The sequence below is a fragment of the Arthrobacter sp. Y3224198 genome (assembly GCF_059090025.1).
Map to the genome: position 1 here is coordinate 153788 of NZ_JBNHFG010000002.1, position 15259 is coordinate 169046.

The following is a 15259-nucleotide window of genomic DNA, read 5'->3' on the forward strand; positions in this document are numbered from 1 at the left end:
CGCCCAGGAGGCACACCCGGCGCACCCTTTTGGCATATTGTTTGTCAATCCCTCTTGACGCGCGCTGTCTGTCAACATAGCTTGACGGTATGGAAGATCCACAGCAGCTGACCACCGCGGCCGCCAGCCCGGACCCGGCCACCGGGCTCCGCGCCGTCGTTGCCCTTGGCAAGCTCCGTGACCAGCTTGAAGCGGTCCAGGTGGCCAACGCCCGGGCCCAGGGCTGGTCCTGGCAGGCCATCGCCGACCAGTTGGGCATCAGCAAGCAGGCAGTGCACCAGAAGTACAACCGGAAACCGAGGTAGCACCATGTTTGAACGGTTCACTCAACAAGCTAGAGAAAGCGTTACTTCTACACAGGAAGAAGCACGGGAGCTCAATAATGCTGCCCGGATCCTGCCGGTGCATGTGCTGCTCGGGACAGTGTCCGCAGCAGCCTCTTCACCCGGCCCGCTGGATGCCATTCTGTCTGCGGCAGGACTGACTCCCGCGGTGCTGCGCGAAGAGCTGCGGGAGGCCGGAAGCCATCCGGACGACGCCGAGGCCCTCGGGTCCGTTGGCATCGATCTGGATGCCGTGCGCGCCGCAGTCGAAGCACAGTTTGGTCCCGGCGCCCTGGACGCTGCCGCTCCGCCCCCGCGGCGCGGGCTCTTCGGCTCCCGCAAGGGCAGCCACATACCCTTCAGCGCGGGAGCAAAATCCGTCCTGGAGGACAGCCTGCGCGAGGCAATGTCCCGCAAGGACGGGTATATCGGGACTGAGCACCTGCTGCTGGGGCTCCTGCGCGGCGGTGATCCAACCGTGCTGTCGCTGATCCGCCGGCACATCGCACCGGAGGAGCTTGCCTCCCGCGTCCGCCGCTGCTTGGATACGGCTGCCTGACTCCCGTGCGGCGTGCCGGGTTTCATTGCTCCCGGCGGTCCATCCACTGTCCCCGCCGCATCACCCGGCGGAGCTCCAGCCCCGGGCCCAGGATCAAAAGGTCCGCAGCGGCGCCCTGCACCAGCTCGCCGGCCCGGCCTTCCAGGCCGAGGACCCGGGCCGGAACAGTGCTCGCCGCCAGGACGGCGTCGGCCAGCGGCACCCCCGCTTCCACCGTGTTGCGCATCAGGTCCAGCATGCTGGCCGTGCCGCCGGCAATGGCACCGGTGGCGGTGACCCGGGCCGTTCCGTCCAGGACCGTCACCTCGGTGGGTCCGAGCAGGTACTCCCCGTCGCTCAGCCCGGCGGCGGCCATGGAATCAGTCACCAGGGCAATGTTCTCCGCGCCCAGCAGCTCGAACATGGTGGCCACCAGCTGCGGGTCCAGGTGGACGTTGTCGGCAATCAGTTCGACGACGGCACCGCCGGCCTTCGCTGCGCGCAGGCAGGCCGAGACCGTGCCCGGGGCACGGTGGTGCAGGGGGTCCATGGCGTTGAACAGATGTGTGACGGTGGGCCGGGCTGGATAGTCGAACGACGACGCCGCCTCCTCCCTTGCCAGCGCCAGCGACGCGGCGGCCTGCTGGGCGGTGGCAGCCGTGTGGCCCAGGGAGGGCAGCACCCCGTATCCGACCAGCAGCTGCAACAGTCCGGCCGCGCCGGGCAGTTCCGGGGCGTACGTCATGGTCTTCAGCTGCCCGCGGGAGCTTTCGGCGAAGACCCGGACCAGTTCCGGATCCGGGTCCCGCAGCCAGGCCGGATTCTGCGCCCCGCACCGGGCTTCGGCCAGGAACGGCCCTTCCAGATGCAGGCCGGCCAGCAAGTCCTCCTCCGCAAGGCCGGCCAGCACGGCCAGCTGCCGGGCCAGGATATCCGGGTTCCCGGTCACCAGGCTGGCGAGCAGGGTCGTAGTGCCGGCCGCGTGGAGGGCAGCGATTCCCTGCCGGGCCTCCGCGGCGCCGGCCCCGGAAAAGTCGACGCCGTAGCCGCCGTGGCAGTGCAGGTCCACCAGCCCCGGGACCAACACCTCATCGTCGGCCAGGGTAATGACGGCATCGTCGGGTGCCGGCCGGATCTCATCCGTCGGGCCCACCGAGGCGAGCTCCGGGCCGGCCACCACCACGGCGGCGTCCGGCAGGGTCCGGGAGCCGGTCACGGCCCGGCCGCGCAGGAATATCCGGGAAGAATCCGCAGTCATGGAGTGTCCTTTCGCCCGGCGGCACATCTCCGTCGCAGCGGCACTGTCAGTCGGGGCACGGTCAGTTCAGCAGGGAGGCGGCGGCGGCGTCGGCCAGGACCGTGACGTGACCGTGGGTCTGCAGCACGGAGGCCGGGCAGTCCGTGCTGACGGGTCCGGTCAGGGCACGGGACAGGGCCTCTGCCTTTTCCGGTCCGCGGGCAATCAACAGCAGGTGGCGGGCTTCCAGGATGGTCCCGAGTCCCTGGGTGAGGCAGTGCGTGGGCACCTCCTCCAGGGAGTCGAAGAAGCGCTGGTTGGCGCGCCGGGTGTCCTCGGTGAGGGTCTCCAGGCGGGTACGGGAGTCCAGTGCGGCGCCGGGCTCATTGAAGGCCAGGTGTCCGTTGCGGCCGATCCCCAGGATCTGCAGGTCGATGCCGCCGGCAGCGGCAATCTGCTGCTCGTAGCGGCGGGCCGCGTCCCGCAGGTCCACACGGTGTGGGTCCGGCAGGTGGACCCGCTGCGGGTCGAGGCCGAGGGGTTCGATGATTTCGCGGCGCAGCACTTCGGCATAGCTTTGCGGATGCCCCGGCGGCAGTCCCACATATTCATCCAGGGCAAACCATATGGCGGGGCTGAAGTCCGCCCCGCTGGCGGCCAGCGCGGCGTACAGCGGCGACGGGGAGGATCCGGTGGCCACACCGATCACCGGAGCGGGTGAGGCGAGTGCCTGCAGCACGACGTCGGCGCCGGCCTCTCCCAGCGCAGCGTCCCCGGAGCAGCGGATGAGGTTCATGGTTCCGTTCATGGGGCATCGGGGAGTTTGGCGAGCTCGGCCCGGATGCCGTCGAAGTGGCGCCGAAGCCGCTCGGAGGCCAGCTCCTTGTCGCCATCCTTGACCGCTTCGAAAATGTCGCGGTGGATGGCTGCGGTCTCCACCAGGTTGATCAGCGGATCCACTCCGAGTTCGGAGTGGATCTTGCCGTACACCTTCCAGAATACGGACATCAGGTTGGAGAGCAGCTCATTGCCCAGGGGTTCAAACAGCTGGTAGTGGAAGGTTTCATCCACTTCGGTGAAAATTTCCCCGCGTTCGGCCAGCTCTTCCATCTTCCGGACGGTGGCTTCAATTTCGGCCAAATGCTCCGGGGTGGAAAGGTCCATCGCCTCCCCCACCAGTCCTGCTTCCAGTGCCTGCCGCACGTCCACCAGCTGCAGGGCTTCCTTCCCCTCATGGCGCAAGGACAGCCGGCCCCGGAACGTCAGTCCGTCGGCGAGCGCATCGAAGTTGGCCGGCGCCACAAACATGCCGAACCCGTGGCGAATCTCCACCACGCCCAGGGCCTGCAGCACTTTGAGCGCCTCGCGCAGCGTGTTCCGCCCGATGCCGAGTGCGGCGGCGAGCTCAGCCTCGGTGGGCAGTGCATCCCCGGCTTTCAAGTCACGGTCAAGGATGAGCTCCATGATGTCCGCCTGCAGGGCGCGGGAACGGTTTTGGGCGCTGAACCGCGCCGGCGGCAGTGACGCCTCGGGCAGACTCATCGGGGTCCTCCTGAACGGGGTGGCAGGTAGTACGGATACGGAATGCATGTCGAGGTTATAGGATGTCCTACCTATTGCGGAAGGGCCCCAGGTTCCCGGCAAAGCAAAGCTTGACGCGGTGATGTGATGAACCTTACAGTTCACGAGACAACTTCGGACATCCTACGTCCGATAAGTGACTTCGGATGGTGAGGCAATAAATGAGCAACTCATTTGAACCCCGCGGGCTGCTGCAAGACTCGAGCCGCCGCAATTTCCTCAAGCTTGCAGGCGTCATGGGTGCCGCCGCAGCTTTTGCAGGTTCCATTTCCGCCTGCAGTCCCGGCGGCAGCCCCGCCCCGGCCGGCACCGGCGCCGCAGCTGAGGGCACCGGCTCCATCGAGGCAGGCATTTCCTACCAGCTCTCCACCGGCTTCGACCCGATGCTTTCCACCGGAGCCACCCCGCAGGCAGCCAACCTGCACATCTTCGAAGGCCTCACCGAGCTGCACCCGGCCACTCGGGAGTCCTACCTCGCCCTGGCCAAGGCCGAGCCGGTCAAGGTGGATGACACCACCTACGAAGTGCAGCTGCGCGACGGAGCGAAGTTCCACAACGGCGAGCCGGTCACCACCGCCGACGTCGTGTTCTCCTTCCAGCGCGTGATGGACCCGGCCAACAAGTCGCTGTTCGCCGGCTTCATCCCCTTCATCGATTCCGTCTCCGCCAAGGATGACTCCACCGTCCAGTTCAAGCTGAAGTACCCCTTCCCGGGCTTCAGTTCCCGCATCTCGGTGATCAAGGTGGTCCCCGAAGCCGCAGTGAAGGCCGATCCGGCCGGTTTCGACCTGAAGCCCATCGGCTCCGGCCCCTACAGCCTGGTGTCCGCGGTCAAGGAAGACCGCATCGTCTTCAAGAAGTTCGACGACTACAACGGCAAGTACCCGGCCCGGGTGGCAGACATGACCTGGCTGCTGCTGGCCGACCCGGCAGCCCGCGTGGCCGCCGTCCCGTCCCGGGCCCAGGCCATTGAAGACGTTCCGTACCTGGACGTTGACCAGCTGGCCGCCAAGGTGGACGTGGAATCCGTACAGTCGTTCGGGCTGCTGTTCCTGATGTTCAACTGCGCTTCGGAGAAGTTCTCGGACAAGCGGGTGCGCCAGGCCCTGCACTACGCCATCGACACCGATGCGGTCATTTCCAAGGCCCTGCTGGGCAACGCCACCGCGGCGTCGTCGTACTTCCAGGAAGGCCACCCCTCCTACACCAAGGCCTCCACCAACTACGGCTTCGACGCCGCCAAGGCCAAGTCCCTGCTCGCCGAGGCCGGGATGGAGAACATGACCATCACGCTGACCTCCACCGACACCGGCTGGGTCACCCGCGTGGTGCCGCTGATCAAGGAGTACTGGGACGCCATCGGGGTGACCACCACCCTGGAAATCCTGCAGTCCGCGGCCGTGTACGCCCCGGAAAAGGTGGGCGGCAAGAACTTCGACGTGCTGTGCGCCCCCGGTGACCCCTCCGTGTTCGGCAACGACGGCGACATCCTGCTCAGCTGGTTCTACCGCGGCGCCACCTGGATGGAAGGCCGTGCCGGCTGGAACACCACCCCCGAGTACGCCACCGTGCAGCAGAAGCTGGACCAAGCCGTACAGGTGGATGAGGACGAGGCGAAGAAGATCCACGCCGAAGTGGTCAACATCGTGGCTGAAGAGGCCCCGCTGTACCCGCTATTCCACCGCAAGCTGCCCACCGCCTGGGACAGCAACGCGCTGGACGGCTTCCAGCCGCTGCCCACCACCGGCGTGTCCTTCATCGGGGTAGGACGCAAATAGCACCACCACCTGTGGCGGGACGCCTCCCCCGGGGCGTCCCGCCGGCCTCCCCTGTATTGGAGTTATGGAAGTGACAACGTTTATCCGCCTGCTGGGCCGCCGGCTGGCTGCCCTGCCGGTCATGCTGCTGGGCGTGACCATCATGGTCTTTATCGTGCTCTCGGTGGTACCGGCTGACCGAGCCACCGCCGTCCTCGGCGAGAATGCCAGCGAAGAGGCCAAGGAAGCCTGGCGCGAGGAGCGCGGACTCAACGATTCCCTCGTGATCCAGTTCTTCCGCTACCTGGGCGGTGTGATCCGGCTGGACTTCGGCACCACCAACCCGCCCGAAGAGTCCGTGGCCACCAAGATTGCCACCGCTTTCCCGGTCACCCTGCAACTGACCTTCCTGGGCATCCTGCTGGCCGTTGTCCTCTCCCTCGTCCTCGGCGTGGCCGCGGCCCTGTACCGGGACCGCTGGCCGGACCAGGCCATCCGTATCTTCTCCATTGCGGCCATTGCCACTCCCTCCTTCTGGCTGGCCATCCTGCTGATCCAGTGGTTCGCCCTGCCCGAAGGCTCCATCTTCCCCACCGGCGGCCTGGCCTGGGCGGACCAGTACGGCTTTGTCGGCTGGCTGTATTCCATGGCGCTGCCGGCCCTGGCGCTGGGCATCCCCGTCTCCGCCTCACTCATCCGCGTGGTGCGTACCTCCATGGTGGAGGAGCTGGACCGGGATTACGTCCGCACGGCCATCGGCAACGGCGTGCCGTACCGCACCGTGGTGGCCCGCAATGTGCTGCGCAACGCACTGGTCACCCCGGTGACCGTGCTGGGCCTGCGCGTCGGCTACCTGCTGGGCGGCGCCGTCGTCATCGAAAAAATCTTCAGCCTCAACGGCATGGGCGATCTCATTGTGGTGGGCCTGACGACGTCGGACACCAACCTGGTGCAGGGCGCCGTGCTGACCATCGCCGTCGCCTTTGTCCTGGTCAACATTGTGGTTGACCTGCTCTACCTGCTCATCAACCCTCGAATCCGGACGGTGTAACCATGCGCAACGGACTTACCGAACGGCTCAGCAACACCGGAGCCCGCTTCACCGCGCTGAGCATCAGCTCCAAGCTCGCCCTCGGATTCCTGGCCTTTATTGTCCTCGTGGCAATCTTCGGGCCTTTCCTCGCCCCCTTCGGCGAAAACGAATCCACCGCCCCCGTCCTCTCCCCCGCCGGCGACCACCTCTTCGGCACCGACGGCTCCAGCTACGACGTGTTTTCCCGCATGCTCTACGGGGCACGGGTCTCCATCTCCATCGGCCTGGGCGCCGTGGCCCTGGCCCTGGTGCTCGGCTCCATCCTGGGCGCCGTCGCCGCCACGTCCCGCAAGGCCGTCAGCGAGACCGTAATGCGGATCCTGGACATCATGATGGCCTTCCCCGGCATCGCCCTGGCCGCAGCCCTGCTGTTTGCGCTGCGGGAACATTCCCTGAACCTGTTCGGCTCCACCGTTCCGGTGCTGATCCTGGCCATCGCCATTGTCTACACCCCGCAGCTTGCCCGCGTGGTCCGCGCCAACGTGCTGGCCCAGTACGGCGAGGACTACGTGCGCGCCGAACGCGTCATTGGGGCGGGACGCACCTACATCCTGCTTCGGCACATCGCCCGCAACTGCGCGGCCCCCGTGCTGGTGTTCGCCACCGTGATGGTGGCCGACGCGATCATCCTGGAAGCCTCGCTGTCCTTCCTCGGCGCCGGCGTGCAGCAGCCCGCCGCCTCCTGGGGCAACGTCATGGCCGACGGCCGCAACGTGGTCTTCTCCGGCGCCTGGTGGCCCACCACCTTCGGCGGCATCACCATCCTGCTCACCGTCCTGGCCCTGAACATCCTGGCCGAGGGCCTCACCGACGCCATGGTCAACCCGGGCACCCGCCGCAGGAAGAAGCGGGCCGCCGACGCCGTGGCCACTGCCGCCCAGCCTTCCGTGCTGGATCCCGCCGGCACCTCGCTGGCCGACTCTCCGCTCACTGCCCCTGCGGACAGCGGAGCGGATACCGGCACGGACGCCGACCTGGCCGCCGGTGCCGCCGCGTCAGGCACCGCCGTGCCCGGGTCGCTGCGCTCCGACGCCGGCACCAACGTCACCAAGGCCGGCTCGCTGGAGGCCCTGGCCGCGGAGCTGGAACTGCTGGCAGCCGCGGAGTCCCGCCGTTCCGACCGGCTGCCCCCGGTCAGCGCCGACGCCCCGGTGATCCTGGAGGTTCGGGACCTCTCCATCCGGTTCCCGGAACGCTACGGCGACACCGCCATTGTGGACCGGGTCAGCTTCACCGTCCGCGAGGGCGAAACCATGGGCCTGGTGGGCGAATCCGGCTGCGGCAAGTCCATCACCTCCCTCGCCATCATGGGGCTGCTGCCGGCCACCGCCCGGCTCACCGGCTCCATCAAGTACCGTGGCAAGGAGCTGCTCACCAACAGCCCCAAGGACCGCGACCGGCTGTACAAGGGCCTGCGCGGAGAGCAGATTGCCATGGTCTACCAGGACGCGCTCAGCTCGCTGAACCCGTCCATGCTCATCAAGGACCAGATGCTCCAGCTGACCCGCCGCGGCGGCCGGAAGAGCCCCCGCGAACTGCTGGAAATGGTGAAGCTGGATCCCGAGCGCACACTCAAGAGCTACCCGCACGAGCTTTCCGGCGGGCAGCGCCAGCGCGTGCTGATTGCCATGGCCCTGTCCCGCTCGCCTCGGATCGTGGTGGCGGACGAGCCGACCACGGCCCTGGACGTCACCGTGCAGAAACAGGTGGTGGACCTGCTCAACGAACTGCGTGAACAGCTCGGCTTCGCCATGGTCTTCGTCAGCCACGACCTGGCCCTGGTCGCCTCCCTGGCCCACCGCGTCACCGTTATGTACGCCGGACAGGTGGTGGAATCCGCCGATGTTCCCGAGCTGCTGGGCGACCCGCGGCACGAATATACCCGCGGTCTGCTGGGCGCGGTGCTCTCCATCGAGGCCGGCGCGGACCGGCTGCACCAGATCCGCGGCACGGTTCCTTCCCCGAAGGACTTCGCCCCCGGCGACCGGTTTGCTGAACGCTCCCTGCGTCCCGATGCCGATCCGAACCAGGTGCTGCAGTTTGTCCGCGTGGGCAACAAGGACCATTTCTGGGCCAGCCACGAAACCGGCGAAACACCGCACACCCCGGCCGCCCTGGTGGAATCCGGCACAACAGCAAGGCAGGACTCATGACCGCGAAACACGAAGACACCGCCCCCGTGCTGGAACTGAAGGACGTCAAGGTCCATCACCGGGCCCGCTCCGGGTCCCTGTTCCGCCCGAACATCGTCAAGGCGGTGGACGGCGTGGACTTCACCGTCCGGCGCGGCGAAACCGTGGGGATTGTGGGCGAATCCGGCTGCGGCAAGTCCACCCTGGCCTCCGTCCTCGTCGGGCTGCAGGAGCCGACGTCGGGCTCGGTCCTGTTCCACGGGAAAAAGGTGAGCACCCGGGCCTCTTCCTCGAAGAAGACCTTCGGCCGCGATGTCGGCGTGGTGTTCCAGGACCCGGCCACCGCCCTGAACCCGCGGATGACCATCCATGACATCCTCACCGACCCGCTGCAGGTGCACGGCATCGGCAACCAGCAGACCCGGGACGCCAAGGTGAAGGAACTGCTCAGCCTGGTCGGCCTGCCGCAGTCCGCCGCCGAGGTCACTCCGCACCAGGTCTCCGGCGGCCAGCGCCAGCGCGTGGCCATTGCCCGGGCGCTGTGCCTGGACCCGTCGGTGATTGTGGCCGACGAGCCGACGTCGGCGCTGGACGTTTCGGTGCGGGCGCAGGTGCTGAACCTGCTCTCGGACCTGAAGAGGGACCTGAACCTGGGCATGGTGTTCATTTCGCATGACATCCAGACCGTCCGCTACGTATCGGACCGGATCTGCGTGATGTACTTCGGCCGGATTGTCGAGGAAGGACCCGCCCGGCAGGTCTTCGACTCGCCCTCCAACGACTACACCAAGTCCCTCCTCGGCGCGGCACCCAGCCTGCTGCACGCCTGACCCGCACCCCTATATTCCGCACCAACACCAAGCACTGGAGAAGTTTTGTCACACGCACCAAAGTCCCGCTTCCACGGCGTTATCCCGCCGGTCGTCACGCCCCGCACCGCGGACGGCGCCATTGACACCGCCTCGCTGGAGAAGCTGACCAAGTACCTGCTCGACGGCGGCGTCAGCGGCCTGTTCGTGCTGGGTTCCTCCGGCGAGGTCCCGTACCTGACCAACGGCGAGCGCGACACCGTGATGCGCACCATCGCCGGGGTCAACGCCGGCGAGGTCCCCCTCATTGCCGGAGCCAGCGAGCAGACCACCCCGCGCGTGATCGAGGAAGGCCGGCGCCTGATCGACCTCGGCGCGGACGCGATTGTGGCCACCTCGCAGTTCTACGCCATCTCCGACATGGCCGAGACCGAAACCCACTTCCGTGCCCTGCACGCCGCCCTCGACGTGCCGCTGTTCGCCTACGACGTCCCGGTCCGCACCCACTTCAAGCTGCCGCTGCCGCTGCTGGTGGCCCTGGCGCAGGACGGCGTCCTGGCCGGCGTGAAGGACTCCTCCGGCGACGACGTGTCCTTCCGCCAGCTGCTGCTGGCCACTAGGGAGATCGAGGACTTCGCGGTCTTCACCGGCCACGAAGTGGTGGTCGACGGCGCGCTGCTGGGCGGCGCGCACGGCGTCGTTCCCGGCCTGGGCAACGTGGACCCGGCAGGCTACGCAGCCCTCTACGCCGCCGCGCAGGCCGGCGACTATGCCGAAGCAGCCCGCCTGCAGGACCGCCTGGCGAACCTGTTCAACATTGTCTACGCCCCCACCCCCGGCCGGGTCTCCCCCGGTGCTGCCGGCCTGGGCGCCTTCAAGACCGCCCTGATGCTGCTGGGCGTCATCGAAACCAACGTGATGTCCGCCCCCATGGCAGCGCTGAACGAGACCGAAACCGCAGCCATCCGCGCGGTCCTCGAGCACAACGGGCTGCTCTGATTTCCATGCGCCACGTGATCGGGCTTGACCTGGGCGGCACCAAGACCGCAGGCGGGATTGTCGACGCCGGCGGGCACGTGGTGTTCTCCTTCGCCGTGCCCACGCCGTCACAGTCCGGGGCCGACGAGGTCCTGGAAACGGCAGCCCGGCTGGTGCGGTCCCTGCTCGACGAGGCGGCCCGCCGCGGCTTGGCGGTGGACGCACTGGGCATCGGCTCCGCCGGGGTGATCGACTCCGGCCGCGGGGTGGTTACCTCGGCCACTGACTCGATCCCGGGCTGGGCCGGCACCTGCCTGACCGCCGAGCTGACCTCCCGGACCGGTCTGCCCGCCGCCGCACTCAACGACGTGCATGCCCATGCCCTCGGCGAAAGCTGGCTGGGGGCCGGCGCGGGTGTGCCCAGCGTCCTGTTCATCGGCATGGGCACGGGCGTGGGCGGCGGATACGTCCTGCACGGTGAATGCCTCGAGGGCGCCACCTTCACGGCCGGGCATGTGGGCCACTTCGCCTCGCCGTTCGCCTACGAGGGCGGCGAACCGCTGCCCTGCAGCTGCGGCGGCGCCGGACACGTGGAAGCCATCGCTTCCGGCCCCGGCATCTTTGCGCTGTACACCCGGCTCGGCGGCACCGACGCCGAAGACACCCGCGAGGTATACCGGCTGGCCGCCGGCGGTGATTCCGTCGCCGCCGAGGCGCTGCGCCGCGGTGCGTCCGCGGCCGGTTCCGCGATCGGCGGGCTGGCCAACATCCTGGACCCTGCCGTCGTGGTGGTGGGCGGCGGACTGGCCTTTGCCGGCCCGCTCTGGTGGGGCCCCATGGAGCAGGCCGCCCGCCGCGAACTGCTGCGCCCGCTCACCGATCTGCCCATCGTTCCGGCCCAGCTGGGCGAAACCGCGGCCATCCGCGGCGCCGCCCGCCGGGCCTTGTCCCTCTCCCCCGTTTCCGAAGGTTCCCATGTTTGAGCTCGAATCCCTGCGCTCCTCCCTGATCGTTTCCTGCCAGGCCTACCCCGGCGAGCCGATGCGCGATCCGCGCACCACCGCGCAGGTGGCGCAGTCCGCGGTGATCGGCGGCGCGGCGGCCGTCCGGGTGCAGGGCATCGGCGACATCCAGGCGGTGCGTTCAGCCGTGGAGGTGCCGGTGATCGGGCTGTGGAAGGACGGGCACGACGGCGTGTTCATCACCCCCACGCTGCACCACGCCTTGGCCTGTGCGAACGCCGGGGCGCACATCGTGGCCCTGGACGGCACCCGCCGGGCGCGGCCGGACGGCCTGACGCTGGCCGAAACCATCCACGGCGTGCACCGGCAGTCCCCGGCACTGGTCATGGCCGACTGCGGCTCGGCGGCCGACGCCTTGGCTGCCGCCGAGGCGGGCGCGGACATTATCGGCACCACCCTGGCCGGTTACACCGGGGAACGGCCTCGGACCGACGGACCGGACCTGGAGTTGCTGCGGGAACTGGCCGGACTGGACCTGGGCGGCCGCCCGGTCATTGCCGAAGGCCGCATCCACACCCCCGCGCAAGGGCGGGCAGCCCTGGATGCCGGGGCCTTCGCCGTCGTCGTCGGCACCGCCATCACCCACCCGGCCACGATCACCGGCTGGTTCGCGGACGCGCTGGCCTGATGGGTCCCTTCCTGGCGCGGGTGGACCCGGAGCTGCAGCCCGGGCTGGAGTACTCCTTCTCCTTTCCCCCGCCCACCTCGCTGGCGGAGCTGGCCGCTTTCCGCCGGAACGCGGAGGCTCCCGCCGGTACAGCTGCCGTGCCGGGCGTTTCCGTGCGCGACCATGCCGCGGACGGCGTCACCCTGCGGGTGTTCACCCCGTCGGGGCCGGGGCCGCACCCGGCGGTCTATTGGATTCACGGCGGCGGCATGATTGCCGGAAACGTGGAGCTGGACACCCCGTACTGCGCCGCCTTGTGCGCCCGGACTGCGGCCGTGGTGGTGGCCGTGGAGTACCGGCTGGCACCGGAACATCCCTTTCCGGCGCCGCTGGAAGACGTTGCCGCGGGGCTGGCCTGGCTTTTTGCCTCGGCGGAGGCCCTGTCCGTGGACCCGGCGCGGGTGGCAGTAGCCGGTTCCAGCGCCGGCGGCGGCCTGGCCGCGGCCCTCACCCTCCGCAACCGCGACGCCGGCGGCCCTCCGCTTGCCTTCGCCTACCTGATGTATCCGATGCTGGATCCCTCGCACACCTCCGCGTCGGCCCGGGAGTTCGGTGCCATTCCCACCTGGAACCGGGCCCACAGCGAGTTCGCGTGGAACTGCTATCTGGGCGGCACGCCGGCCGTTTCCCCCTATGCCGCGCCCGCCCTCGCCCGGGACTTGTCCGGTCTGCCGCCCACCCTGATCCAGACCGGTGAGCTGGACCTGTTCCGCGATGAGGACATTTCCTATGCTTCGCGGCTGCTGCAGGCCGGGGTCCCCACCGAGCTGCATGTGTATCCCGGCGCGTACCACGGCTTCGAACTGAACTGCCCGGACTCCGCCGTCGGCAGCCAGTGTCTGTGCGACCGCGACCGTGCCCTGATCCGCGCCCTGCACGGCGCCACCCCTGCGTTATCCACATCCACCCCCACGGAAGGTTCCCGTTATGAGGCTTGAAGGCTGGCAAATCCTAGTAGTGGTTGTTTTGGCGATTGTGCTGTTTGGCGCACCGAAGCTTCCCGGGCTGGCGCGCAGCGTCGGTCAGTCCCTGCGCATCTTCAAATCGGAGGTGAAGCAGCTGAAGGATGAGAACAACGAACCGGCACCGGTGGTGGATCCGGTGACGGGAGCCGTGCTGGACGCCCCTGCACCGGTGCCGCCGGCGGCAGGCACTGTGCCTCCGGCTGCGACCACCCCCGCAGGTCAGTCCGCGGCGCGTCCCCTATAGGGGAAGCAGGGCGGCAACGGTCCCGGACCTACCCGGCCGGTGATTCGGTCTGGAGGACGGTCACGGCCAACTGAACGCGGTTGGTGACGTCGAGTTTGGTGAAGGCGCTGGCAATATGGGATTTCACCGTAGCCACACTGACGAAAAGTTCAGCCCCTATTTCCGTGTTGGTCAGGCCGCGGGCAACCGCACGGGCGACGGCACGCTCCCGCTCGCTGAGCTCCTTCAGGGGGTTGTGCTGCACCGCGGGGGCCGGCCGGACGGTGGCCGCCGCCGCGACAATACGTTTGAGGATTCCCGGGGAGAAACGCAGGTTGTCCTCCGCCGCGGCGCGGACGGCTGAGACCATGTCGGCCGGCGCGGTGTCCTTCAGCAGGAAACCGCTGGCCCCGGCCCGCAGCGCGGACAGAATGAAGTCGTCCGTGTCGAACGAGGTCAGGACAATTACCCGCGGCGGGGCGGGCAACGCAGTCATGCGTTCAGTGGCCGCGATCCCGCTGAGGCGCGGCATGCGGATGTCCATCAGCACGACGTCGGGTTCCAGGTCGGCAGCGAGCCGGACGGCTGTTTCGCCGTCGCCCGCTTCCCCGACGATGGAAAGGTCCGGAGCCCCGTCGAGGATGAGCCGCAGGCCCGCCCGGATCAGGGGCTCGTCATCCACTACCAGGACCCGCACTTTGTCCGCGTTCACCACGGCACCTCCACTTTGGTGGTGTAAACGCCCTTGCGGGCACCCGATTCGAAGGATCCGCCGGACAGCCGGGCCCGCTCGGCCAGCCCGATCAGGCCCAGTCCGTCCGGTGAGCGGCGCGGAGATCCGGAGACCGGGTTGCTCACCTCCACCGTGATCCCGCGCCCGGGGGCACCGGACAGGGACACCGTCACCGGATGGCCGGGGGCGTGTTTCTGGGCATTGGTAATGCCTTCCTGCGCCACCCGGTACAGGTGGCGGGATGTGGCATCCGCAGGGGCATCGGCCTCAGCAGCCAGCAGGGGCGGTTCAATCCTCAGGGTGATGTCGGTGCCGGCCGCACGCGCGGAGTCCACCAACGCCGGAATGGACGCGATGTTCGGCTGGGGCGCGGCCTCCGCCTCTTCGTCCCGCAGGACCGTCAGCACCGTGCGCAGTTCCGTCGCTGCCTTATGGGCGGTCTCCCGCAACACCCCGGCCGTGGAACGGATGGTCTCGGCGTCCAGGTCCGTCCGGTATTCCAAGGCTCCGGCATGCATGCTGATCAGGCTGAGCCGGTGGGCCAAGGTGTCATGCATTTCCCGGGCTATCCGGGTGCGTTCGGCCAGCCGGGCCTGGTCCGCCCGGGCGTCCTGTTCCCGGCGTGCGCTGTCCGCTTCGTGGCGCAGCGAGACGATCAGCTGCTGCCGGGCGCCGCGGTTCAGGCCGATGAGCACCAGGACCACCAACGGGACCAGGGCAACCAGGAGCACCCACCACGTCCCGCCCTCGGCCGGGTCGCCGGGGTCAAGGGCGACGCCGGCGGCCATCGCAGCGGCAAAGACCGCCACGGTGGCGGCCAGGTACCGGGGACGCCGCAGCCCCGCGATGCGGATAATGCACAGGCAGGCCGCAGGGAAAGCCAGGCTCGAAAGTCCGCTGACGGCAATGATGGCCAGGCCGGCGCCCACCGGCGCCCGGCGGAGGGCAAGGGGCAGCAGGCCGATGGCCGCAAGGCCCAGGAAGAAGTCCAGGACCATCAAGGCGGCGAACCTGCCCGTAACCTCTTCCCCCTCGGGAGGCATCATGGCGCCTTGGGCCACCAGGAAAAGCAACAACCCGGCCGCCCCGGTTCCGGCAGTAACACCGGCCACTTTCCAGGCGCTGGGGCGTTGTCTCAGAGGGGGCATCCACTGATCCTAATGAGCTGTCCGACGGGCCCGCAATTGGCCGAAAGCATGAG

16 protein-coding genes are annotated in these 15259 nt (G+C 68.4%); 11 read left to right on the plus strand and 5 right to left on the minus strand.

All coding sequences use genetic code 11. From position 1 onward, the window contains the following. Positions 1-89 precede the first annotated feature (89 nt). Positions 90-305 (plus strand): helix-turn-helix domain-containing protein, encoded by a 216-nt coding sequence (locus AC5RUF_RS01930; RefSeq protein ID WP_493997708.1) that lies wholly within the window; start codon positions 90-92, stop codon positions 303-305. A 4-nt stretch (positions 306-309) separates the two neighbouring features. Further along, entirely contained in the window at positions 310-882 is a 573-nt protein-coding gene (locus tag AC5RUF_RS01935; RefSeq protein ID WP_494129526.1) for a Clp protease N-terminal domain-containing protein, read from the plus strand. Positions 883-904: 22 nt separating this feature from the next. On the opposite strand, the gene nagA is transcribed toward AC5RUF_RS01935, so the two are convergent. The 3 genes from nagA to AC5RUF_RS01950 form a co-directional block, all read right to left on the minus strand. Then, the gene (gene nagA, locus AC5RUF_RS01940) at positions 905-2119 is read right to left on the minus strand and encodes an N-acetylglucosamine-6-phosphate deacetylase (RefSeq protein WP_494129527.1); all 1215 of its coding nucleotides are present in this window, start codon (positions 2117-2119) and stop codon (positions 905-907) included. Positions 2120-2180: 61 nt separating this feature from the next. Continuing rightward, positions 2181-2906 (minus strand): glucosamine-6-phosphate deaminase, encoded by a 726-nt coding sequence (locus AC5RUF_RS01945; RefSeq protein WP_494129528.1) that lies wholly within the window; start codon positions 2904-2906, stop codon positions 2181-2183. Beyond that, positions 2903-3640: a FadR/GntR family transcriptional regulator gene (locus AC5RUF_RS01950; protein WP_493997538.1), complete on the minus strand. Its 738-nt coding sequence runs from the start codon at positions 3638-3640 to the stop codon at positions 2903-2905. Before AC5RUF_RS01950 ends, AC5RUF_RS01945 begins: the two co-directional genes overlap by 4 nt. Positions 3641-3840: 200 nt before the next feature. Between AC5RUF_RS01950 and AC5RUF_RS01955 the strand changes: the two genes are divergently transcribed. From AC5RUF_RS01955 to tatA, 9 genes are all read left to right on the plus strand, one after another. Further along, entirely contained in the window at positions 3841-5457 is a 1617-nt protein-coding gene (locus AC5RUF_RS01955) for an ABC transporter substrate-binding protein (protein WP_493997537.1), read from the plus strand. 70 nt (positions 5458-5527) lie between these two features. Next, positions 5528-6487 (plus strand): ABC transporter permease, encoded by a 960-nt coding sequence (locus tag AC5RUF_RS01960; protein ID WP_493997540.1) that lies wholly within the window; start codon positions 5528-5530, stop codon positions 6485-6487. Between the two features lie 2 nt (positions 6488-6489). Next, positions 6490-8682 (plus strand): dipeptide/oligopeptide/nickel ABC transporter permease/ATP-binding protein, encoded by a 2193-nt coding sequence (locus tag AC5RUF_RS01965; protein WP_494129529.1) that lies wholly within the window; start codon positions 6490-6492, stop codon positions 8680-8682. Further along, positions 8679-9491 carry an ATP-binding cassette domain-containing protein gene (locus AC5RUF_RS01970; RefSeq protein ID WP_494129530.1) on the plus strand — a complete coding sequence of 271 codons (813 nt, stop codon included), beginning with the start codon at positions 8679-8681 and terminating at the stop codon, positions 9489-9491. The genes AC5RUF_RS01965 and AC5RUF_RS01970 overlap by 4 nt, the downstream gene beginning before the upstream one ends. Before the next feature lie 45 nt (positions 9492-9536). Beyond that, positions 9537-10469, plus strand: a complete 933-nt coding sequence (locus tag AC5RUF_RS01975) for a dihydrodipicolinate synthase family protein (protein WP_494129531.1) — start codon at positions 9537-9539, stop codon at positions 10467-10469. A 5-nt stretch (positions 10470-10474) separates the two neighbouring features. Next, positions 10475-11431, plus strand: coding sequence for an ROK family protein (locus AC5RUF_RS01980; RefSeq protein ID WP_494129532.1), 957 nt, complete (start codon positions 10475-10477; stop codon positions 11429-11431). Then, entirely contained in the window at positions 11424-12098 is a 675-nt protein-coding gene (locus tag AC5RUF_RS01985) for an N-acetylmannosamine-6-phosphate 2-epimerase (RefSeq protein ID WP_494129533.1), read from the plus strand. The genes AC5RUF_RS01980 and AC5RUF_RS01985 overlap by 8 nt, the downstream gene beginning before the upstream one ends. Further along, positions 12098-13075 carry an alpha/beta hydrolase gene (locus tag AC5RUF_RS01990; protein WP_494129534.1) on the plus strand — a complete coding sequence of 326 codons (978 nt, stop codon included), beginning with the start codon at positions 12098-12100 and terminating at the stop codon, positions 13073-13075. Before AC5RUF_RS01985 ends, AC5RUF_RS01990 begins: the two co-directional genes overlap by 1 nt. Further along, complete coding sequence (tatA, locus tag AC5RUF_RS01995) at positions 13065-13346, plus strand: Sec-independent protein translocase subunit TatA (RefSeq protein WP_494129535.1); 282 nt, start codon at positions 13065-13067, stop codon at positions 13344-13346. Before AC5RUF_RS01990 ends, tatA begins: the two co-directional genes overlap by 11 nt. 28 nt (positions 13347-13374) lie before the next feature. Here the strand turns inward: tatA and AC5RUF_RS02000 are convergent, their stop codons facing one another. Next, entirely contained in the window at positions 13375-14037 is a 663-nt protein-coding gene (locus AC5RUF_RS02000) for a response regulator (RefSeq protein ID WP_494129536.1), read from the minus strand. Further along, complete coding sequence (locus AC5RUF_RS02005) at positions 14034-15206, minus strand: sensor histidine kinase (RefSeq protein ID WP_494129537.1); 1173 nt, start codon at positions 15204-15206, stop codon at positions 14034-14036. Before AC5RUF_RS02005 ends, AC5RUF_RS02000 begins: the two co-directional genes overlap by 4 nt. Positions 15207-15259: the final 53 nt, after the last annotated feature.